Genomic DNA, 21,420 nt, shown 5'->3' with positions numbered 1-21,420 from the left:
TTCGGGCGAAGGCGTCACCGGAGCGACAAAACGCCTCTTCGACACCTGGCAGAAACAACGTGCTGCATACTGAGGATGAGTACAGTATATCAGCATCGGTTACGTTGCACATTCCATCTCCATCGACTCACGAGCGGCGCCGTCAGCGGAAAAGCTACTTGTGAGAAGCGGGGTTTCTGCAGGCTATGGGAAAGGAGGTACTGACCCGGCGTCCCGAGCCCAACGACGTGCCCGGGATATATCGGGTCATGCGGGAAAGCAGACGGGAAGCGTTTGATGAGCTCTTACCCCCAGACGCCCTCGATTGGGATGCTGACGTTTCTGAGGAATTTCGGGATTTTATCCACAACCGGCTCGCACACGAGAAAATGGCCCTCCTCGTCGCCATCTCCCGTGAAACGATTGTTGGAGTCATCGAACTCGTCTGGCTTCCGGAGGAGACCCAGAGTTTCGTCGCCCCATCCGAGGCCGAGCTGCCGGCCATCCACGTGCGACCCGAGTACTGGAACGAAGGTGTCGGCACGCAACTCCTCAAGGAGGCCATTACGCTTCCTCCATCTCGGCTGTCCGGAATTGCACCGAGTGTTCTGGCAGACAACGAGCGTGCGCGAACGTTCTACGAACGGCGCGGATTCGTACAGGACGGAACAACGACGACAACGTTTGCCAGTGAGGAACGTACCGAGGCAGTCTACCGCCATACGCTCTGAGCAAGTGCCGTGGGCTTTTCACTTCCCGTCTACCCCACCTGTAAGACTCGCGCTCTGAAATTAGCACGATTGTTGAAACCTATCTCCAGCCAAGGGTTTCAACAGAGCCAACTGTAATGGACGACCGAGATTCTGTAATGGATAACAGTGGTTCACTCCGAACCGATGGCATCTACGGCCGGGTGCACTACAGCAGCCGAAAGTGAAGGCGGCTGGTTGTAGGGTACCGGCACCGGTCGGCGGAACAGTGCATGACTGGAGTGAATGTCACTCACCGTAAGCCCGATAGCCACCACAGTCGAGATGGAATATCCCGAGATAAGTCTTCGAATTTACTCGATCTCGATCGTCCACGAACTGTCGGCCTGGACGTGAATCCAGCAGACGGCGTCGATCTCGATGTGCTCCTCCCCGTCGAACGGACCCAATTCGTTGAAGACCGGGACGAGTTGACCGTGTTCGCCTCGCCCTTCTTCGTCGAGGACCTCGACACCGAAGGCACCTTCGGCTTCGTGTCGACCCCGCACCGTCGCGGTGCCGTTGATCTGGACGGGACCAACGACGTCGTAGCCCTCGCCTTGTACCTCGACGGGTAGCTGGTGAATCGCGTCGGCGGGTGACTCCGGCTGGGCGAGTTCGAGCGACCAGTCGCCATCGGCGACGATGTCGAGGTAGTAGGTGTCCGCGGGCGTACCGATAGCCGCGGACCCTTCGAACGGATCGTGTTCTAAGATCGGCCGGAACTCTCGCAGGCCCGTCTCGTCGATCAACATTGGACCGAATTGATCCTGTCCGTCGTGTTCGGCGATGAATACCGTGATCGAATCCCGAAGGTCGAAGTAGTCGGTTGTCTCGCCACCGCTACCAGAGAACGAGTGTGAATCGGGATCGTACCGGTCGTCGACCGTCGTGATCGATTCGAGCGTCGTGAGTTCTCCTTTACCAGGCAGATCTTCACCTGGGTCGGTGTCATCGCCGGTACTGCTATCGTCTGCTTCGTCACCCGGCTCCGAACCAGCGTCGTCGCCATTAGTTGGCTGATCAGCAGAATCGTCACCGCTACCTGTACAGCCGGCGACGGTAACGGGTATCGCCGCGCCGACGGTGCCGAGAAGTGTTCTACGTCGCATCATGACGAGTGAATGGTCGTATAATATAAGCATATCGATGGGTTTGGTGCCGTTCTCCCGCTGAGGAAATCAGCAGTAAGCCGGTTTCAAAAAGCCTCCGCGGATTTGAGGGTTAGTTAAGTAAGGTTTTTCAATATCAAACGTATTTTGAATCAATTCGCTCAATACTACCACCCTAAAACTCACTATACAGGCATACTCGCCGTGTTATGTTCGCGCCCTCTATGCAGCACGGCTCGTTCAACCTATCCGGCAGCGGTCATAACGTGCGTGTAAGATACAGAGTATCAACACATCAAGCGAGACCTCAAATATATTTCTGATGATAATACATATTCGGAACACCTTCCACCCCCTCATCGATTCCACCGTGTCTAATTGACGTTAATTTGAGAAGAACTCGGTGCGACATCCAATGTGCGAATATATCAATCCATCTGCTCAACGAAGCAACCGTAGGTAGGTCACCACATACAGCCACTACTTCGCTCCCCCACTTTTCGGTCGGATTATCCGGCCAACACGTGGCCTTTACATGCCTCGTATGGTAGTGAATGGCATGGGCGGCACCGAGTTAAGTCCGGAATTCGAATTAGAGAGGTTATCGCCCGATGAAGCCTTTGCTATCCTTGGCAACGACACACGCCTCGACATCCTCAGATCCCTGTGGGAAGCCGGCGCACACCACGAATACGACGATATCGAGGCTACCGCCACGACAATCTCGTTTTCTGAGCTCCAACAGGCCGTCGGTATTCGCGATAACGGGCAATTCAATTACCACCTCTCGCAACTCATCCCATCCTTTGTTCGACACACCGACGAGGGGTACCGACTGAGCGGGGCCGGCAAGGAGGTGTTTCGAACACTCATCGCGATTTCTGGGGAGCAAAATTCCAGTGTTCCCGACGATCTCGAGTCGCCATGCCCGGTGTGTGGCGGTACCCTCACGGCCGTGTACGAAGACCAGTGGCTTCGGGTCATGTGTACTGACTGTGATGGCAATTTTGGGGATGCGACCCCGGATGGGACTGTCTTTAACACCCCGTTCCCGGCCGCTGGGTTGACCGATCGGACGCCGGACGAGGCCTTTTTGACAGGCAACTATCGGTGTATGCTGGATATGACGTACCTGATGCGGAAGATCTGTCGTGAATGCGCCAGTCCATTGACGTCATCCGTATCGATCTGTGAGGACCACGATGCGACACGTGACCGATCCTGCACCATCTGTGTGACGGACTTTCCTGTCTGGGGTGATCTCCGCTGTGACACGTGTCGATACGCGAAGCGCTTGCCGGTCGAACTGTGTGCTATGGGGTTGACGCCCGTGATCACGTTTCTCCACGAGCAGGATATCGACGTGTTATCGTCGTCATTCCGGGAACTCGGGGAGGTGATTGCAGTGCAGTTCCAGACCGCAGTAACGAGCGATCCGCTTCGGGTGACGGTCACCATCAACAATGAACCCGACGAACTGACAGTGACCTTCGATGACAAACTGTCCGTCGTCGAGAGTACGTGCTGACACGGCCTCTCTCGTCCGCCTGTTTTATCAGTTGATCTAGTGAACAGGATTTCTCAGAAGGGCCAATACCTCATAGATAGTGGTCTATGTCTGTATGCCCGAGCCCACAGATACTACGGAGACGACCGACGCACAAACCAGAGAAGCCAACAAAAAAGCAGTCGAAAGAACCTTCGAAATGATGGCGACTCACGACTTCGACGCCTTGGACGACGTGATGGATGAAGGCCTGACGTTCTCCGATCCACTCATGGAACTAGAAGGACTAGATGATTACAAAGATCTGATGCGAGGTCGATTCTCGGCGCTCCCCGATACCGACGCTACGTTACATACGATGGTAGCAGAAGATGATGTCGTCGTCGTGCACTTATCGTATCGAGCCACACACGAAGGGGAGTATCAGGGTATCGAACCGACAGGCAACGAGGTTGAAGGAACAGCCGTCATGATCGACCGATTCAAAGACGGAAACATTGTAGAGAGAATCGAGGAATACGACACGCTCTCTTGGTTTCAGCAACTCGGAGTCGACCCCTCTACTATCTGAAAATTCGACTATCCATTCTACAAGATTCATGTCATTAAGCTGATCGGTCATCATTCATCGCTGTAGACGTACCGACGGCGACGAAACCCAACAATGTCTCGAGCGAGGAGCTGAACATAGAACTCGACTGATGTGAAGGAAGTAGTAACACTACAGGTCCCAGGTAGCGCACAGATCGTCGTGAGTTACGTCAGTTACCGCTTCTGGGCCGCGGTCTCTTCTTGCATCTCCTGGAGAAATTGCATGTAGTCGGTTCCGCCGGTACCGGTCGTCTCGCCGGTGACGGCACGGATGTACTGGATCACCTGGCCGAAGTGGACGCGACGGAAGGTCGCGAGTTCCTCGGTACAGGCGTTGTACGCCTCTCGAAGGTCGTCCCGGCCGGTCTCGTCGACGTAGGAACCAACGGCCGGGCCGCGGTCGAACGCGTCGACGACCGCCCGGTGGGCGTCGGGCATGTAGCTTCGCATGTCGGTGAGCTTCTCGATCAGTTCCGTCGTGGCGTGGTCGATCCCGAGCGCGGCGTCGATCGACGGCAACACCGAACTCTGGGCGCCGGAGCCGCCGCGGTAGGCCTGGGGATCGCCCCGAAAGCCGGGGACGCCCTCGTAGACGACGTCGTCGAATCCCTCGTAGTACGGGCGATACCGGTGGGCGAACGCCTCCGGGTCGTTGCGCTCGGTCATCCGGCGCATGATGGCCGTCTGGGCGGCGATCGAATCGGCGACCGTCCCGAGCGCGTCGACGAGCGCGTCGGGATCGGCCGCTCGGACCGCTTGCTGGGCGCGAGCGCAGGCGCGAAGCGCCTCGCCGGCGCTCGCCTCGATCGCGACGTGGATGACGACGAACCACCGCTCGTCGTCGAGCGTCGTGAACCGTTCGACAGACTCCAGGTTCGTCGGATCGGTGAGGTCCGCGCCCGGTTCGCGCCGTCGCCAGTTGTGCAGACAGAGGACGTCGTAAGAGAGGATCGGTTTCCGACCGAATCGCCGCGAGGTTTCGACGAGCGGGACGGCAATCGGCTCCGGAAGGTGCGAGACCGGATCGGCACCGATCTCGTGGACGTACGCGCTCGCGAAGAAACCGCTCAGGAGACAGAGCCGCCGCGCTTCCCGATCGGTGAGCGACGGGTAGAGCGACGCCGGTGGGATCGAAAGCCCGTCGACGCTATCGCGAAACGTCCCCTCCTCCAACCGCACGGGTAGTTCCTCCGCGAGACGGTCGTACGCCAGCAGGGTCGCCTCCTCGTCCGCGCCGAACCGATCGACCGAGAACGACTCGAGCGGATCTCGCTCGGGGAGAAAACCCCGCTCTGCCGAGACGGCGTGACGGTCGAGGACGGCCGCGATCGAATCACCCATTCAGGCGTACTCCGACGCCGTCCCGTATGAAGGTTTATTTAAATATTCGGCCATCGCCGCCCAGCGTTGCGCGTCGGTCCCGGTTGCAGACGAGTTGTGGTGATCTCAGTCAGAAAAAGATAGTATCTGTACGTAACACAACAGACGGCGAGTGAGACGGACAGGACTGTCGGGTAGACCACGATACTGGTGTCGAGTCCTCGGTTCAGGTCTCGAAGCGATCGGTCACTCGATCGGGCCGAATCGCTCGGGTGGCCGACGGTGACCGCTCTCCTGTTCGTACGCGTAGGCCAGTTCGAACAGCCGACCCTCGTCGAAGGCGCGTCCCAGTAGTTCCAGCCCCACCGGAAGTCCGTCGTCGGTGTAGCCGGCCGGAACGACGATGGCGGGTAAGCCGGTGTGTGCCGCGAGTTCGCAGTTCATCTCCGCGAACGGCTGGTGTTCGTCCCGGGTGACCGGCGGAACCGTCGACGGCGGATAACACAGCGCGTCTACGTCGTGAGAGGCCATCGTGGCGAGCGTGGTCTCTGCGAGTTCGGTTCGCCGGGCGAGCCGGCGCAGGTAGCCGACGTTCTCAGAGAGCGTGTCGACGTCGGTCCCAAGAATCGGCGCATCGTCGAACCTGGCTTCGATCGAGGGCGCGAGCGTGCCCGAAGCGACCAGCGAGGCGAGCGAGTCGACGTCGACGTCGGGTCGACGGCTCGACAGATAAGCGTCGAAGTCGCGGGCGAACTCGTAGTGGAGCACGCGAGCGCTCTTCAGATGCCCGACGTCCCCGATATCGACGGGATCGACGATCGACGCGCCGGCCGCCGCCAGTTCGTCGATCGCCTCGTCGACGACGGCCGTCACCGGTTCGGTCTCGGCGACGGAGACCTCGTCCGATTGCGGCCCGAAGAGCTGGCGGACGACGCCGATTCGAGCGCCGTCGAGCCCGTCCGCGTCGAGGAGCGAGACGTAGCCGTCCGACGGAACCTGACCGACGCCCCTGGCCGTAATCGGATCGTCGGGATCGAAGCCGACGATCGCCGCTAACGTCCGCGCCGCGTCCTCGACGGTTCGCGCGATGGGGCCGGCCGTATCCTGCGTGGCACAGAGCGGGACGATTCCCGTCCGACTCACCAGTCCCATCGTCGGTCGGACGCCGACGAGGGCGTTAAACGCCGGCGGCGATCGGACTGACGAGCAGGTGTCGGTACCCGTTCCGACGGTGGCGAGGTTCGCGGCGATCGCCGCCGCCGTGCCGCCGCTCGACCCCGACGGGCGACGCTCTTCGTCGTAGGCGTTTCGCGTCTCGCCGCCGAGAGAACTGATCGTATCGACGCCGAACGACAGTTCCTGGAGGTTCGTCTTGCCGAGGACGATCGCGCCCGCCTCGCGAAGTCGCTCGACGACGAACGCGTCGCCGGGCGGGGTGGACCCGGAGAGCGCGACGGAGCCCGCCGTCGTCGGCATATCGTGCGTATCCTGGTTGTCTTTGAGCAGGATCGGAATCCCGTGGAGCGGCCCCTGAAATCCGTCGCGGTCGAACTGCTCGTCGAGTGTTCGGGCGCGCTCTCTGGCCCCGTCGTTCACCGAAAGAATCGCGTTCAGGTCGTCGTCGTAGGTCTCGATCCGGCGCAGGTAGGCGCTGACGAGGGACTCGGCGGTGAGCGCGCCGTCGTCCATGGCCGCGTGTATCTCGGCGATCGTCGCATCGAGTACGTCGAACGAGTCGGTGACGGCTGCGGACATGGCACTGATCGTGCGGGATATCTCGGGGGGCGGACCTGAATCTGTCGTCCGACTCAGCGGACCGACGCAACCATCGTGACGGACTGACAGGTGCGGTATCGGGACGGATCGATAGGAGCGTTTTTGACCCCGCTCGCCCCAGAATGGGGCATGCTCGATTACGTCTCGCTCGAGGCAGACCTCGACGAGGAAGAGCGACTGATTCGCGATACCGCCCGTGACTTCGTCGACGACCGCGTCCGGCCCGACATCGCCGACCACTACGAGGCCGGAACGTTTCCGACCGAACTGATCCCCGAACTCGGCGAACTCGGCTTCTTCGCCCCGAATCTCGACGGCTACGGGTTGCCGAACGTCTCGGAGACGGCGTACGGCCTGCTGATGCAGGAACTCGAAGCCTGCGACTCCGGCGTCCGCTCGATGGCTTCGGTCCAGGGCGCGCTCGTGATGTACCCCATTCACGCCTACGGCTCGGAGGCGCAGAAAGACGAGTGGCTTCCGAACCTGGGAACCGGCGAGGCGGTCGGCTGCTTTGGATTGACCGAACCAGAACACGGGTCGAATCCGTCGGGAATGCAGACCCACGCCGAGCGAGATTCGGACGGCTACGTGCTCAACGGCGCGAAGACGTGGATCACCAACTCGCCGATCGCCGACGTCGCGATCGTCTGGGCGCGCGATCGATCCGCAGACGACGATCCGGTCCGCGGCTTCCTCGTCGAGACCGATCGCGACGGGGTGTCGACGAACAAGATCGACGAGAAGCTCTCGCTTCGCGCGTCGATCACCGGCGAGATCGGACTCAACGACGTCCGCGTCCCGGAGGAGAACGTATTGCCGGGCGTCGAGGGCATGAAGGGGCCGCTGTCGTGTCTGACCCAGGCCCGCTACGGCATCGCCTGGGGTGCGGTCGGTGCAGCGCGCGACTGCTTCGAGACCGCCCGCGACTACGCCGTCGATCGCGACCAGTTCGACGGCCCGATCGCGCGCTTCCAGCTGCAACAGGACAAACTCGCCGAGATGGCGACCCAGATCACGACGAGTCAGTTACTCGCCTACCGACTCGCCGAACTCAAAGAACGCGGCGACCTGCGCCCCCAGCACGTCTCGATGGCCAAGCGCAACAACGTCCGGATGGCGCGCGACCAGGCCCGCGTCGCCCGCGAGATGCTCGGCGGCAACGGCATCACGCTGGACTACTCGCCGATGCGTCACATGGCGAACATGGAGACCGTCTATACGTACGAGGGCACCCACGACATCCACACGCTGATTCTCGGCCAGGATCTGACTGGGATTGCGGCGTTTGAGTAGGACGAGGATCCGAACGCTGTGAGGATCCTCGGAATTGCGAACGGGGAACGGAGTGACCCGTGAGGGGCGCGGATCCGAACGCTGTGAGGATCCTCGGAATTGCGAACGAAGTCCGATCGGTCCGATCACGGCCGACGGTGCCGATATCAACGGCCTCTTTGTTTCGGTGGCCGGAAAACGAGTATCGGATAGATCGGTGTGAATTGAATGCAGTGGCCCTACAGACGGACGGTGCTCGCGCTGTGTACGCTCGCGTTCTTCGCGACGATGGTCGCGCGGCTGGCGATCAGCCCCGTCGTTCCGCAGATCACGGCGGAGTTCGAGGTCACGAACACCGTCGTCGGGTTCGCGCTGACGGGTCTCTGGATGACGTACTTCCTCTCGCAGTTTCCGAGTGGCGTCCTCGCCGATCGGTTCGGCGAGCGATCGATCATCCTCGTCTCGCTCGGCGGGACGGCACTCGCGAGCCTCGCGCTCGCACTCTCGCCCGTCTTCGGCGTGTTCGTCCTCGCGACGCTCGCCCTCGGGGCGATGGCCGGGTTACACTACAGCGTGGGGACGACGTTGCTCACGCGTACCCACGACGATGTTGGGGTAGCGATCGGGGTGCACAACGCGGGCGGTCCTGTGGCCGGCCTCTCGGCGCCCGTGGTCGCCGCCTGGATCGGTTCGCGGTGGGGATGGGAACCGGCCGTGGCGATCGGTGCGGTCGTGGCCGTGGTCGTGTTCGTGCTGTTCGCCTGGTTCGTCAGGCCGACGGAACCCAGGCGGCCGACCCAGCCGATGCGCGAGCGCTTCGAGGTGACGGCGCTCGTCGCTCTCATCTCGCGGCCATCGATCGCGTTCACCATCGCCCTCTCGGTTCTCGCGGCGTTCGTCTGGCAAGCGACGGCTTCGTTTCTCCCGACGTTTCTCGTCGAACACCACGAGTACACCACGACGGAAGCGGGGATCGTCTTCTCGGCGTACTTCCTCGTCCAGGGGGTGACCAGTCCGGGTGTCGGCGCCGCCTCGGATCGCTACGGGCGCGACGAGACGACCGGCGTCTGTCTGGCGATCGCCGCCCTCGGGTTCGTCGCGCTCGTCGCGGTTCCCGGACCGCTGGCGACCGGGTTCGCCGTCGTCGCCCTCGGCGTCGGTCTCGGCTGGTCGTCGGCGTTTCTTCCGCGCTTTTTCGACGCCCTCTCGAATGACGAAGCGGGCGCTGGGTTCGGCCTGGTTCGAACCGTATACGGGCTGCTCGGGGCCCTCGGTTCGGTGACGACGGGGCTGTTCGCCGATCTGTTCGGGTGGGCCGTAGCATTCGGCGTGCTCGCCGGGCTGCTCGTCGTCGTCTGTGCGCTCCTGGCGGGCAACCGACTACTCGGAACGGGATACTGAGCACCGGTCGAGCGGCCAGCGTCTGGACGACACCGCCCGACCGCGGCGCGATGTGGTACAGTGGAACATAGATTTAAGGCACGTCGCCTTCTGCTTTCGCCTAGCGATGGCTATCGATCCACAATTCCACGAAAATCGCGAGCAAGTCGACGAGTGTAACGGTCACGCTGTCTGGGGTCCGGTCGACGAACCCGAAGAGCTCGGGATCCACGGCACGCACGTCGCCGTCGACTTCGATCTCTGTATCGCGGATGGCGCCTGTCTCGAAGATTGCCCCGTCGACGTCTTCGAGTGGGTTGATACGCCCGGGCACCCGGAGAGCGAAGAAAAGGCCGATCCGACCCACGAAGCGCAGTGTATCGACTGCATGCTCTGTGTCGACGTCTGTCCCGTCGACGCGATCGACGTCGACGCGGGTCGAACAGCCTGAGCCGAGTGGGAGTTTCTCCACCAGACGAGTACCAATGTCGTAACCCACCGTCTGATCACAGTGGAGACGCTCACGATCGAAGCGTCGGTCGGCTCACCGGCGTCGGTCGGCTCAGACGTCGGGTTCGGGATCGTCTTCGACCGAGCGTTTGAGCGAATCGCGACGCGCCTTCGCGTCTCGTCCGGTCGCTTCGAGGAGGAAGTCGTTTTTCGCGTTGACCGCGTCGCCGGCCGCCTCGAGTTCGTCCGGGCCCAGTTCGGTCGGGTCGCGCTCGTGGAACTCGACGGCGAGTTTGTCCTTCTTTCCGGAGTACGAAACCGCACCGGCGACGATGCGTTCGAAGACGGGGTTGTCGGGTTCCTCGACGACGTGGAGTGCGCTTCCCTTGAACTCCTCGGTGGTCGTGATCGGGCCGAAGTAGTCCTCGATCGACGCTTCCATGTCCGGAATCCGTTCTTCGAGATACTCACCGCGACGCATCTTGTACTCCTTCATGGATCGTTGGAAATACGGGAGGCTCTTTACCTCTTTTCATCCGTCCGCACCAGCCGATACGCGAGGAACGGCAGGCGAAAAAACGACTCGAGGAGTTACGCCGGTCAATCCCGCCATCAGGGGCCGTCGGACCGGCCGCGAGCCGTACAAACGGAGGGTGGTACGAGACGGGGCGTCTACCGACGTTCTCGCTCACCGAGGTAGCCTTTCTTGCACTCGGGGCAGATGTCACCGGCGCGCAGCGAGCCGCGATCGCTCGAGGCGACGAACGAACAGCGCGGGCAGAAAAACTCGGTCGGAACGCCATCTCGCGACGGTGACGTTCCCGGTTCGGGTGCGTCTCCCGCGCTCTCGATACCCGAGGACGGATCGGACCGCGTCGCCGGCGTCTCGTCCGTTCGCACGGAATCGTCAGTCGGTTCGGCCGGATCGGTCGCCGCGTCGTCCGATTGCGGGGCGTCGGAGTCGTCGATCAGTTCGCCGGTATCCTCCGGTTCGGGTTCGCCGGCGTCGGGCCACTCGGCAGGCGACGAGTCGTTCGCGTCCGACTCGTCGGCCCCCACGTCGTCCGACGCCGGCCACTCGCCGTGGCCTCGTTCCGGTTCGTCGTGATCGCCGTCAGAATCGTCTAAGATTTCGGCGTCGTCGGTGATCGGCTCACCGGCTTCGTCGGTCGGGAGCGACTCGTCATCGGCGTCGGACGGTGCCAGATCCTCGGCCCCTTCGGGTTCCGCCTCGCGTTCGGCAGGCGGTTCGACCTCCTGATCGCGAGTCGAATCGGCGCTGTCGGTAGCCCGTGCGATGCGTTTGACCTCCGTGTTCTCGCTCAGTACGTTCCGCGTACCGCAGCGATCGCAGACTTCGTACTCTTCGACGGTCACGACGACCTCACTTCCGCGTTCCTCTCGCGTGCGATCGACCTCGAGTTCCCCGAACGAGTGGCCGAGCAGCGAACATCGGACAGCCATTGGGAGAGGTAGCTGACCCGGGGGTAAAAAACGTACCGCCTGAGTCGTCGGTCGATCGGCAGATCGGATCGTCGAAACGGCTCACAACGGCAAACGTCAAATCCCGGCCCCGCGAACAGACACCTATGCGAGCCAAGCGGGAATATCGCGACCGGGGAGAGACCCAGGTGGCGATACTCGATGCGCTCGTCGAACGCAACGAAGAGGGGATGACCATCTTCGAACTTCGGGCGGCCGTCAGCGTCGGGATCGACGAGATCGAATCCGGGCTGGCCGACCTCAAAGCCGACGAGCTAATCGTCGTCGACAGCCAGCGCACCCGGACCGTGATAAAACCGGCCGACCGAGTCGTCCCCGACCCCGCTGAGACGGACGACGAGTCGGTCGTCGACTGGGTGCGCGAGCGACTCCCGTTCTAGCCGAACTCCAAGCGACGCCATCGCGAGCCGACCCGATCGGACTGACGCCGGTGGGAGCCGAACGCGCCGACGGGTCGACCTGATCGTCACGTAAAAGGTCGTCGGCGTCCGACTGACCGATAATGACCGCCATCGAGTCGAAACACGCTGCTCTCGGGGCGACGTTCGAATCGCGCGGCGGACGGACCGTGGTCTCGGAGTACGGTCGGCCAGAGCGCGCCCACCAGGCAGTCAGAAACGGCGTCGGCTGCATCGAGACGGCCCGCGGCGTGGTGGTCGTCGAGGGCGAAGACCGGGTCGAGTACGTCGACAACGTCGTCTCGAATCGCGTGCCAGCCGAGGACGGCCGCGGCTGCTACGCGGTCCTCTGTGACCCGCAAGGCCGCATCGAGCTGGATCTCTACGTCTACAACGCCGGCGAGCGATTGCTGCTATTCACGCCGCCGACAGCGGCCGAATCGCTCGCCTCAGAGTGGCGAGAGAAGGTGTTCATCCAGGACGTCGAGATCGCCGACGCGACCGACGAGTACGCGACGTTCGGCGTCCACGGCCCGGGGGCGACCGAGAAGGTTGCCAGCGTGCTGGCCGGGCCGGCCACGCCCGAAGACCACCTGACGTTCGTCCGCGGATCGATCGGCGACGCGGGCGTGACCGTGATCAGAACCGACGGACTCGCCGGCGAGGAGGGCTACGAGGTCGTCTGCGACGTCGATTACGCCGAGGACGTCTTCGAGCTGCTGACGATCCAGGCCGGGAACACGACCCCCTTCGGCTACCGAACCTGGGAGACGCTCACCCTCGAAGCGGGGACGCCGCTGTTCGAGACCGAACTCGAGGGGACGATACCGAACGTTCTGGGCCTGCGACACGCCCTCGACTTCGAGAAGGGCTGTTACGTCGGCCAGGAGGTCGTCTCTCGCGTCGAGAATCGCGGTCAACCGAGTCGGCGACTGATCGGCCTCGAACTCGACGTCGTCGAGCCGGACGAACCGATACCCGAATCGGGCGCAGCCGTCTTCGCCGGCGACGCGAGTATCGGCGAGGTGACCCGGGCCGAGTTCGGTCCGACGGCAGAAACGCCGCTCGCGTTCGCGCTCGTCGACTTCGACCGGGACGAGCCGTCGGTCACCGTCAGAGTCGACGGTGAGGAGGTGCCGGCGACGCGTCGCAACCTTCCGTTCGTCGACGGCTCGGATCGGTCCGCCAGGCTGCCCGACTATCGCTGAATCGCGGAGTCTCCGATACGGAATCGACGTCGGGTCGTACCGTTCGATAGCGGTCGGTCGAGTCGAGTTCGTCACGTAGATCCAGAACGTTGATACATCAGCCCAGACAGCAGTAGCTATGGTCGGTAGAGAGTCGATGGGCGAAGTGACGGCGCCGACACTCCGCTCGGGCGTCAGTCAGTTGCTGGTCTCGACGCCCGGCGGGTTCAACGTCCAGATCCGCTGGGAGTCCGGTGGCGTCGAATCCGCGTTGATGACGGCCAGCCTTACGCTCGTCGTCGGTGGGCTCCTCGTGTTCGGCAGTCGAACACACACCGAACGAGTGACCGACCGAATTCGGCGGCAACCGGTTCGGTCTTGCCTCCTCGGGCTGGGAGCCCTGATCGGAGCCGTGGCCCTCATGGCGGTCGGGGTGATCTCCGTGATCGGAGTGGTGATCGCAGCCCCCGTCGCGATCGGACTCTTCTTTGGGCTGGTCTACGGCGTCGTGATCTGCTTGCTCACGGTCGGTCACGCGGTCCGTCCCGACTGGGGACAAGCATATCTTCTCGCCGTCGTTCTCGCCGCGGTCGTCGGCGGAGTCCCTGTCGTCGGCGGTCTTCTCGCGTTCGCGTTCTCGATCGTCGGGATGGGCGCGGGGATCGATCTCTTCCTTGAATACTGGAATCGCGGGGGAGCGAACGGACTCGACACGCCGCCAGAGTCGGGCGGCGTTCGATAGCGGTCGGTCACTTCATCGAAAACATCGCCCGAATGTGCTCGCGGGTGAACATCGACGTCGGCCGGTCCATGTGGACGCCGATCTCCCCCGAGAGGGCGCGCAATCCGATCCGCTGGACCGGTTCGGGGAGCGAGTAGGCCTGTCGCAGTCGATGGCCGAAGGCCTGGTCGCGTTCGATGTCGGCGCGCCAGGCGCGCTCGTAGGCGCGGACCGTCGAAGGGTGGTCGGGATCGATCTCGCGGGCGGCGTGGTCGCCACAGCGCATCCCGTAGAGGATGCCGCCGCCGGTGAACGGTTTCGTCTGGCCGGCCGCGTCGCCGATGAGAAAGCCGCGATCGCCGGTCACCCGCTCCGGCGGGCCGATCGGAATCGCGCCCGAACAGCGATTCGCGACCGACACGTCGTAGCCGGCGACCAGATCGTCGAAGTGTTTTTTCACCTCGACGCCTGGCGGCGCGGCCAGTCCGTACTCGACGCCGGCGTCCCCGCGCGGGATGCGCCAGGCGAAGAACGTCGGTGCCGTCAGGTGGACGTCGACGAAATCGTCGTGATCCGGTTCGTCGTCGAAGGCGAGCACGCCGTGGAGAAATTCGTCCGGTTCCGGAAGCGAGAGCGCGTCGCGGACGCGCGAGCGCGGCCCGTCGCAGCCGGCGACGAGCTTCGCCTCGAATTCGACGGTTCCGTCGGGACCGGACGCGGTGAGGACGACCCGATCCGCTCTCACGTCGACGTCGGTCACGGTGTGGTGGTCGCGGACGTCCGCGCCGGCGTCGCGGGCGAGCTCGGCGAGGTGTCGATCCAGCGCGACGCGATCGATCACGTTCGACACCGGTTCGTCCTTGTAGAACGGGTAGGCGCGACCGCCCGGCCCGTCGACGTGAAAGCGCGCGCCGTAGACTTCGTTCTGTGCGAGTCGCTCGCGCGCACCCTCGCCGGTAAACGACCAGATATCTCGGCTCACGTGACCCGAGCAGGCCAGCGGCGATCCGATCTCACCCTGTTCAAGCGCGATGACGCGGTGGCCGTTTTCGGCCGCGCGTCGCGCGAATCTGGCCCCGGCCGGCCCGACGCCGACGACCGCGAAGTCGTACATGACTGACTGATTTACGCGCGGGTACATAATCCCTCAGTTCCAACTCATCGCTCAGTTCCAGCTCACCGAAGGCGGCGAACGGTCTGTAGCCGTCGAGCGCGAGAGTGCTCGCGGTCAATTCGGGACGACGACGGTTCGATTCGGACGTCGAGCGTCGCAATAGTAATACTACCTCGACGAGAGTCGGCGATATGGACGTTCTCGACCGATTCAACGAGCGGTATCCCTTCGGCGAACACCTCGGCGTCGAACTCACGCACGTCGAAGAAGGCTACGTCGAAGGCACGATCGAACTCGAAGACTATCACTCCCTCTCGGAGTCGACCACGCTCGCTCACGGGGCCGTCGCGTTCGGACTGGCAGACTCGCTGTCGGCGGCGGCTATCGCCTCGGTCGAGGGATCGCCCGGCCCGACGCTCGACGTTCGCATCGATTACTTCAGACCCGCGACTGACGACATCTACGGCGCCGCCGAGGTGGTCCGTTACGGGCGCGACACGGGCGTCGTCGAGGTCGAACTCACCGACGAAGACGATAGACGACTCGCGTCGACGCGCGGCGTCTACAAGACGAACCTCGTCGACGGATCGAATCCGTTCGTCGACTCCTAGGATTCGAGGATCGAGAGGAGGCGCTCGGTCGCGCCGTCGAACCGGTCGAGCAACGCGCGAATCTCGGCTCTGACGGTCGCATCGACGACAACGTGGACCATTCCCTCGTCGGGCTGACCGTAGACGACGCTCGCACCGTCCGGGGCGGCGACGATCACCGGCAACACGGCGAGGTCTTCTTCACCCTCGACGAAGAGGGTGATCGGCTCGTCCGCGTCGATCGCCGAGACGATTTCGCGCGCCAGGTCGGCGGTGATCGTCGCCGGGGGGTTGTCGACGGTCACGATCGACCCGTCGGTGACGGTCTCGAGAAGGTCGTCGTCGACGGCCTCTCGCTTCGTGATGCCGTCGACGAGCGCGAGATCGGGTTCGGTTCCTGCTCGCACCAGGTGGTAGGTGACGACGTCGCCGACGGCGAAAAGCGGGCCGGAGACGTCCTCGAGAAGGATCTCTGCGTCGGTTTCGATGGGGCCTAGCGGCGATTTGAGGTCGTCGCGAAGCGACGGCGGGAGCGTCACGTGCCACTCGTCGTGCCCGTCGCCAGTCGGTCCGGAAGGGTCGTCCTCACCGGGCACGTCAGCGGACCTTCAGCGCGTACGCGCCGGGTTCGGTCACCTGCATCTCGGTCGCGATGTCGCTCTCTTCGGGGTGGGCGATGACGACGTAGCCGGCCCAGTCCTCGGTGAGCGACGAGGAGGCACAGGAGTCACACGTCTCCGAATCCGCGTCGTTGACGAGGTGACACTCCCGGCAGACGAGTCGGTTCGTCGCCATGATCACTCACCCGCGGCGGCTTCGCGCTCTTCGCGTTCCGCTTCGAGCCAGCCGTGTTTGCCGAGACCGACTTGCTTCGCCGTCAACCCGATCTTCGAGTCGCGCGGGTTTCGCTCGTCGATGCTCTTCGTGACGATCCGCGTGCGGATCGCGTCCTCGACGCCGAGTGCCTGATCCGATTCGCTCGAAGAGAGTCGCTGATTCTCCCCGTCGTAGGCGAGGTACTCGTCGGAGATCTGTGAGACGTGTAACAGTCCGTCGACCGGACCGATCCCGACGAAGGCTCCGAACTCGACGACCTCGACGACGGTGCCGTCGACGACCTCCTGCATCTGCGGATCGAACGTGACCGCGTCGAAGTCGGCCTCGTAGTAGACGCCGGGCCGATTCGGCAGGACGGTTCCCTCGCCGATGTCGTGGACCGTCGTGACCGAGACGATGGAGCCCACCTCCTCGTCCATACGCCCTTCCAGTTTGTCCTGAAGCAGTCGTTTTACGAGGTTCGGAGAGACGTCTCCGAGCTCCTCGGGTGGCACTTCTACCGTATCTTTTAGTCTGACCCGTTTGTACATCTATGGTTGAGTGATTCCCAGTTTGTTTCTCCCGCGTAATGCAATTACCGGTATTCCTTCCGCCAGCACCCGATCGCGCAGCGGCCGGTCGTTCGTGACGACGTAGTCGACGCTTCCCTCCCGGGCGAGTTCGACCAGGGCGTCGTCGGCGTACGATTCTTCCGTATCGACGGCCAGGCACCGTTCGGTCGCCAGGTCGTGGCCGACGTTCGCGGCGGTCCCTTCCGTGCCTCCCTTCTCAGAGAGTCGACGGAGTTCTTCGAGGACCGGCTGGGCCACGACCGCACTGAATCCGCCGTCCGTGTCGACGTCCCCGTCGGTGATCGACCGCGGCCCGCCGCCGAGGAGCCGATCGAGTTCGTCGAACAGGCGGACGTCGAGTTCGACGGGCATCATGAGTGCACTGGTGTCGAGGACCACGCGCGTCGTCATTACTCTTCTAAGGTTCCGACCCCGATCAGGCGCCACCGGGCGCCGATGCGTCGGTTGATGGCGATCTTCGCGCCGGGTTCGGCACAGACCGGCCGTTTGAGCTGGACTTCGCACTCGCCCGACCGCGCGCTCGAGACGGCGCCGACGGTGGTCGCCGTTCCGACCGTCATCATGAGCGGTTCGCCGGTCGAAATCTCGTCGATCTCGCCGTCGGCCTCGTCGTTCCCGACGACCCGGTCGAGGAGTTCGACCGACATCGTAAATGACTCCCAGGTCGGCGGAAGCGTTCCCGGCGGGCCGGCGAGTCGACCGGCCAGCGCGTCTCCCTTCGTCAACGACGGATCGAGACCGGTTCCGATTCCGAGCAAACCGCCCGGCGTCGCCACCTCGACCGACTCGCCGCCCGCTTGCAACGACCGGACCGTCGTTTCGATCGGCACGTACTCGGACTGGCCGCCTTCGGTCACCTGGCGACCGGGTCTGATCTCCAGCGAGCCGTCGACGGCGAGTTCACCGGCGACGAGGCTCCCACCGAGGACGCCGCCCGTGAGGTCCTCCGCGGTCGTTCCCGGCTTGTTGATGTCGAAGCTCCGGGCGACGTGCATCCGGGGATCGGCGTCCGGATCGCGCTCGGGCGTGGGAATTTCGTCTTCGATCGCCGCGATGAGCAGGTCCATGTTGACGTCCTGGCCGGCGCTGACCGGAACGACGGGGGCGTCTTCGGCGACGGTTCCCTCGACGAACGCCTGGATCTCCTCGTAGTTTTCGCGCGCCCGGTCCGCGTCGACGAGGTCGACTTTGTTCTGGGCGATGACGATGTTCTCGATGCCGATGATGTCGAGCGCCATCAGGTGCTCTTCGGTCTGGGGCTGGGGGACGGGCTCGCTCGCGCTGACGACGAGCACGGCGCCGTCCATCAGCGACGCGCCAGAAAGCATCGTCGCCATCAGGGTCTCGTGACCCGGGGCGTCGACGAACGAAACGGTCCGGACGGGTTCGCTCTTCGAACCGTCCGGACACTCCTCTGATACGGTATAACATTCGGGGGCGTCGAGCTCCGGACACTGACGGAACGTCGCGTCGGCGTAACCCAGTCGGATCGAGATGCCGCGTTTCATCTCTTCTGAGTGCTGGTCCGTCCAGGCGCCCGAGAGCGCCTGAACCAGCGTGGTCTTGCCGTGGTCGACGTGACCGACGAGCCCGATGTTCACCTCCGGTTGGTCGTTTCCTGACATAGGACGAGAGTAATCTCTACCGTGATTTCGCCGTCTGCGATTGATAAACCTACTGTTCTAAGCCGGTGACTCACAATCGGGCCCAGCCGGCGATCACGTCGGTTTCCAGTGCGGTAGCTCGACGGCCTCGAGGTCGCCGTATCGCCACCAGCCAAACAACGTGACGGCGCCGCCGAAGAGTCCGAGTTCCCAGAATCCGACGGGATCCACCGCGAGATTCGACAGGAAACAGAACGTCGCAGACGCGAGACCGAGGCCGAGCGCCGTCGTGACGCGATCGATCGGCGACGCGGCGAGGAGGACGCCACCACAGATGAGGACGGTCTGGCCGATCAACGCGCCGCCGATCACGTCGAGCGTGTAGTGGACGCCCAGTGTGATCCGCGTCAGTCCGACCAGCGCGATCATGCCGACGGCGAAGGCGTACCGCCGCGGTCGGGTCCAGATCGTGAGCGTGGCCGCGAGCGACAGGTACAGCACCGACGTCGTGACCGCGTGTCCGCTCGGGAAACCGGGGCCGCTCTGGACGACCAGCGTGTCGTAAATGGGCTGGAGGTAGAACGGTAACTGTGAGAGTTCGATCAGCGTGTGTTCCGGTCTCGGGACGGGAGCGAGGATCTTGATACTGCGCCAGATGCCCGTCCCCGTCAGGAAGAGACCGGCGATGACGAGTGCGTCTCGACGGTCGACGAAGACGAAGACGAGCGCGAGGACGACGCCGGCGAACCAGATAGCCCCGAGTTGTGTGAGGAGGGCGACCGGGAACGCGAGCGCCTCGGGTACGACGTCCTGGAGGTAGTCGATCAATCCGACGTTGCGTCTCGACGTAGCGACGATCACGATATCACCAGTTAGCTCACGAAGACGAACAGCATCATGATCACCAGGAGGACGTAGACGACCGGCTGGTGAATAAGCGTTCGTCGGGGGAGCAAGCGGGCTTTATTGAGCCAGATACTCGCGCTGTTCAGGACGAGAAGCGGTCGGAGGACGTCGCGTCGACGGATCGGCGTACACGCAGCTCGGAGCTGCTCGACCCACTCCAGGTACGACTCGAACGCCTCGTCGGTGAGCGCGTCGTCGTCGAATCTGACGCTGAGTTCAACATTTTGCGTAAAGCCGACTTTCGTCAGGTTCGCCGAGCCGATGATAGCGGCCGGGTTCTCGCCGGTTCGCAGGTAGAGCTTCGCGTGGAGACAGCCGTCGGGGTACTTGTAAAGTTCCACCTGATCGGCCGTGTCGAGTCGCTCCAGATCGCGAACGATCTCGGGGGCGAACTGGTCTGCGGTCGGACTGACGATGACGATCAGTCGGTTCTCGGGAGATCGAGCCAGGAACGTCTCGATGTCGGGGCGCAACACGCGGTAGCCACTCGCGGTGAAGTAGCCCGTGACCAGGTAGATGGTTCCATCCTCCGAGAAGAGCTCTCGGATCTGGTCTTCGGCTTGCTTCTCGCCCCACCGGTTGTCGACAATTTCGGTATTCGCCATCACGATTCCTCGTCAGTGCGAAGGTGTTAGCCAGTGAAGATATATACTTTCTCAATCGCCGTCACGGAAATGACCGGCTTCATCACCGTACGGCGAACCGATCACGAAGTATTTGTGACTGACCGGTACTGTCGAAATCACGAGCGCGTAGTGACGGAGATCTAACGTAAGTTAGTTTTGGCGAAGCTATTTTCCCGTCTGGCGCGTCGGCTTCCCCATGAGCAGAACGGACGGCGACACGTTCGATCCGTTCGCTTCGGACGGCGTCGACGGCGCCGATCGGAGCGTTCTATCGTGTACCGACTGTCTCGACCCCGCCGAAGCGTTCGCGCTGATCGGAAACGAAACGCGGCTGTCGATCCTCGAGGCGCTGTGGGCGGCCGACGAACGGCCGGTATCGTTCTCCGCGCTACGACGGGCGGTCGGCATGCGCGATTCGGCCCAGTTCAACTACCACCTCCAGCAGCTGGAGGGTCACTTCGTTCGCAACGTCGAACCGGGCGACGGTGGGGCGAGCGAGGAGTCGACAGCGTCCGGCTACGACTTCAAACACGCCGGCGAGAAGGTCGTTCGGTCGATCATCGCCGGATCGTTCAACGAGCATCCGAGCGTCGAACCGTTTTCCGTCGAGGGGTCGTGCGTCGCCTGTGACGGACCGCTTCTCGCGCGGTACGTCGAGGAGCACCTCTCGATCAGCTGTGAGGCGTGCGGACACGGTCACGGCGAGTACCAGTTCCCGCCGGGCGGACTCAACGACCGGACCACCGCCGAGATCGAAGACGCGTTCGACCAGCGCGTTCGCCACCTCCACTGTCTGGCCGCCGACGGCGTCTGTCCGGAGTGCAGCGGGCGGATGGAGACGCGCGTCGTCGAATCCGACGGGGCGTGCTGTCTCGGCGTCGGTACCCGGGTCGACCACGAGTGCGTCCAGTGTGGCCACACCCTCTGTTCGGCCCCGGGACTCCGATTGCTCGATCACGCCGACGTCGTCTCGTTCCACCGCGAACGCGGCGTCTCGCTCGACGAGCAACCGTACTGGACCCTGCCGTGGTGCGTCGCCGACGCGTACACCGAGCTACTCGACCGCGATCCCGCCCGCCTCCGCGTCCGGATGCCGCTCGACGGCGACGAACTCCACGTGACGCTCACCGAAGACCTGGACGTGCTCGAGACGTCGGTCGTCCGGACCGCTTGATCCGGCAACCTCGTTCGTACCTGATCGCAGCGGTGACGACGCTCGATCGACC

General features: G+C 63.2%; 24 protein-coding genes. 11 read left to right on the top strand and 13 right to left on the bottom strand.

From position 1 onward, the window contains the following. The first annotated feature begins 185 nt into the window (after window positions 1-185). The gene (locus NKH31_RS11600; RefSeq protein WP_254861960.1) at window positions 186-710 is read left to right on the top strand and encodes a GNAT family N-acetyltransferase; all 525 of its coding nucleotides are present in this window, start codon (window positions 186-188) and stop codon (window positions 708-710) included. A gap of 332 nt (window positions 711-1,042) precedes the next feature. On the opposite strand, the gene NKH31_RS11595 is transcribed toward NKH31_RS11600, so the two are convergent. Then, complete coding sequence (locus NKH31_RS11595; RefSeq protein WP_254861959.1) at window positions 1,043-1,840, bottom strand: hypothetical protein; 798 nt, start codon at window positions 1,838-1,840, stop codon at window positions 1,043-1,045. A gap of 559 nt (window positions 1,841-2,399) precedes the next feature. Between NKH31_RS11595 and NKH31_RS11590 the strand changes: the two genes are divergently transcribed. Both NKH31_RS11590 and NKH31_RS11585 read left to right on the top strand, forming a co-directional pair. After that, a complete protein-coding gene (locus tag NKH31_RS11590) occupies window positions 2,400-3,368 on the top strand; it encodes a winged helix-turn-helix domain-containing protein (protein WP_254861958.1) in 969 nt (322 codons plus the stop codon). Between the two features lie 94 nt (window positions 3,369-3,462). Continuing rightward, complete coding sequence (locus tag NKH31_RS11585) at window positions 3,463-3,918, top strand: ester cyclase (RefSeq protein ID WP_254861957.1); 456 nt, start codon at window positions 3,463-3,465, stop codon at window positions 3,916-3,918. 194 nt (window positions 3,919-4,112) lie between these two features. Here the strand turns inward: NKH31_RS11585 and NKH31_RS11580 are convergent, their stop codons facing one another. After that, complete coding sequence (locus tag NKH31_RS11580) at window positions 4,113-5,279, bottom strand: indoleamine 2,3-dioxygenase (protein ID WP_254861956.1); 1,167 nt, start codon at window positions 5,277-5,279, stop codon at window positions 4,113-4,115. Between the two features lie 225 nt (window positions 5,280-5,504). Then, window positions 5,505-7,013: an amidase gene (locus NKH31_RS11575; protein ID WP_254861955.1), complete on the bottom strand. Its 1,509-nt coding sequence runs from the start codon at window positions 7,011-7,013 to the stop codon at window positions 5,505-5,507. 150 nt (window positions 7,014-7,163) lie between these two features. On the opposite strand from NKH31_RS11575, the gene NKH31_RS11570 reads away from it, so the two are divergent. The 3 genes from NKH31_RS11570 (at window position 7,164) to NKH31_RS11560 (ending at window position 10,137) form a co-directional block, all read left to right on the top strand. Continuing rightward, complete coding sequence (locus NKH31_RS11570; RefSeq protein ID WP_254861954.1) at window positions 7,164-8,327, top strand: acyl-CoA dehydrogenase family protein; 1,164 nt, start codon at window positions 7,164-7,166, stop codon at window positions 8,325-8,327. Window positions 8,328-8,534: 207 nt separating this feature from the next. After that, window positions 8,535-9,707, top strand: a complete 1,173-nt coding sequence (locus tag NKH31_RS11565) for an MFS transporter (protein ID WP_254861953.1) — start codon at window positions 8,535-8,537, stop codon at window positions 9,705-9,707. A 106-nt stretch (window positions 9,708-9,813) separates the two neighbouring features. Next, the gene (locus tag NKH31_RS11560; protein ID WP_254861952.1) at window positions 9,814-10,137 is read left to right on the top strand and encodes a 4Fe-4S dicluster domain-containing protein; all 324 of its coding nucleotides are present in this window, start codon (window positions 9,814-9,816) and stop codon (window positions 10,135-10,137) included. 111 nt (window positions 10,138-10,248) lie between these two features. Here NKH31_RS11560 and NKH31_RS11555 read toward each other — a convergent pair whose 3' ends face one another. Both NKH31_RS11555 and NKH31_RS11550 read right to left on the bottom strand, forming a co-directional pair. After that, complete coding sequence (locus tag NKH31_RS11555; RefSeq protein WP_254861951.1) at window positions 10,249-10,632, bottom strand: DUF5611 family protein; 384 nt, start codon at window positions 10,630-10,632, stop codon at window positions 10,249-10,251. Between the two features lie 176 nt (window positions 10,633-10,808). Continuing rightward, window positions 10,809-11,600, bottom strand: coding sequence for a DUF7093 family protein (locus NKH31_RS11550; protein ID WP_254861950.1), 792 nt, complete (start codon window positions 11,598-11,600; stop codon window positions 10,809-10,811). Between the two features lie 125 nt (window positions 11,601-11,725). Between NKH31_RS11550 and NKH31_RS11545 the strand changes: the two genes are divergently transcribed. From NKH31_RS11545 to NKH31_RS11535, 3 genes are all read left to right on the top strand, one after another. Beyond that, window positions 11,726-12,019, top strand: a complete 294-nt coding sequence (locus tag NKH31_RS11545) for a DUF6432 family protein (RefSeq protein ID WP_254861949.1) — start codon at window positions 11,726-11,728, stop codon at window positions 12,017-12,019. Between the two features lie 122 nt (window positions 12,020-12,141). Then, window positions 12,142-13,245 (top strand): CAF17-like 4Fe-4S cluster assembly/insertion protein YgfZ, encoded by a 1,104-nt coding sequence (ygfZ, locus tag NKH31_RS11540; RefSeq protein ID WP_254861948.1) that lies wholly within the window; start codon window positions 12,142-12,144, stop codon window positions 13,243-13,245. Between the two features lie 118 nt (window positions 13,246-13,363). Continuing rightward, the gene (locus tag NKH31_RS11535; protein ID WP_254861947.1) at window positions 13,364-13,966 is read left to right on the top strand and encodes a DUF8173 domain-containing protein; all 603 of its coding nucleotides are present in this window, start codon (window positions 13,364-13,366) and stop codon (window positions 13,964-13,966) included. A gap of 7 nt (window positions 13,967-13,973) precedes the next feature. On the opposite strand, the gene NKH31_RS11530 is transcribed toward NKH31_RS11535, so the two are convergent. Beyond that, window positions 13,974-15,059, bottom strand: a complete 1,086-nt coding sequence (locus NKH31_RS11530; RefSeq protein WP_254861946.1) for a geranylgeranyl reductase family protein — start codon at window positions 15,057-15,059, stop codon at window positions 13,974-13,976. A gap of 191 nt (window positions 15,060-15,250) precedes the next feature. Between NKH31_RS11530 and NKH31_RS11525 the strand changes: the two genes are divergently transcribed. Beyond that, a complete protein-coding gene (locus tag NKH31_RS11525) occupies window positions 15,251-15,670 on the top strand; it encodes a PaaI family thioesterase (protein WP_254861945.1) in 420 nt (139 codons plus the stop codon). On the opposite strand, the gene NKH31_RS11520 is transcribed toward NKH31_RS11525, so the two are convergent. From NKH31_RS11520 to NKH31_RS11490, 7 genes are all read right to left on the bottom strand, one after another. Next, the gene (locus tag NKH31_RS11520; RefSeq protein ID WP_254861944.1) at window positions 15,667-16,245 is read right to left on the bottom strand and encodes a GTP-dependent dephospho-CoA kinase family protein; all 579 of its coding nucleotides are present in this window, start codon (window positions 16,243-16,245) and stop codon (window positions 15,667-15,669) included. The two genes, NKH31_RS11525 and NKH31_RS11520, sit on opposite strands and share 4 nt — an antisense overlap. Before the next feature lies 1 nt (window position 16,246). After that, window positions 16,247-16,444 (bottom strand): transcription elongation factor subunit Spt4, encoded by a 198-nt coding sequence (gene spt4 / locus NKH31_RS11515; RefSeq protein WP_254861943.1) that lies wholly within the window; start codon window positions 16,442-16,444, stop codon window positions 16,247-16,249. Between the two features lie 2 nt (window positions 16,445-16,446). Continuing rightward, window positions 16,447-17,016: a DNA-directed RNA polymerase gene (locus tag NKH31_RS11510; RefSeq protein ID WP_254861942.1), complete on the bottom strand. Its 570-nt coding sequence runs from the start codon at window positions 17,014-17,016 to the stop codon at window positions 16,447-16,449. Continuing rightward, on the bottom strand, window positions 17,017-17,448 hold the full coding sequence (locus NKH31_RS11505; protein ID WP_254861941.1) for a type II toxin-antitoxin system VapC family toxin: 432 nt from the start codon (window positions 17,446-17,448) through the stop codon (window positions 17,017-17,019). After that, window positions 17,448-18,683, bottom strand: a complete 1,236-nt coding sequence (locus NKH31_RS11500; protein WP_254861940.1) for a translation initiation factor IF-2 subunit gamma — start codon at window positions 18,681-18,683, stop codon at window positions 17,448-17,450. Before NKH31_RS11500 ends, NKH31_RS11505 begins: the two co-directional genes overlap by 1 nt. A 93-nt stretch (window positions 18,684-18,776) precedes the next feature. After that, entirely contained in the window at window positions 18,777-19,523 is a 747-nt protein-coding gene (locus NKH31_RS11495) for a phosphatase PAP2 family protein (RefSeq protein ID WP_254861939.1), read from the bottom strand. A gap of 11 nt (window positions 19,524-19,534) precedes the next feature. Further along, on the bottom strand, window positions 19,535-20,173 hold the full coding sequence (locus NKH31_RS11490; protein WP_254861938.1) for a phospholipase D-like domain-containing protein: 639 nt from the start codon (window positions 20,171-20,173) through the stop codon (window positions 19,535-19,537). Window positions 20,174-20,390: 217 nt separating this feature from the next. Here NKH31_RS11490 and NKH31_RS11485 point away from each other — a divergent pair, with 217 nt between their 5' ends. Beyond that, entirely contained in the window at window positions 20,391-21,368 is a 978-nt protein-coding gene (locus NKH31_RS11485) for a winged helix-turn-helix domain-containing protein (protein ID WP_254861937.1), read from the top strand. Window positions 21,369-21,420 lie beyond the last annotated feature (52 nt).

The sequence above is a fragment of the Halovivax gelatinilyticus genome (assembly GCF_024300625.1).
In the GTDB taxonomy this organism is placed as follows: domain Archaea; phylum Halobacteriota; class Halobacteria; order Halobacteriales; family Natrialbaceae; genus Halovivax; species Halovivax gelatinilyticus.
Note: the sequence above shows the minus strand (reverse complement) of the source record. Positions and strands in the feature narration are given on the sequence as shown.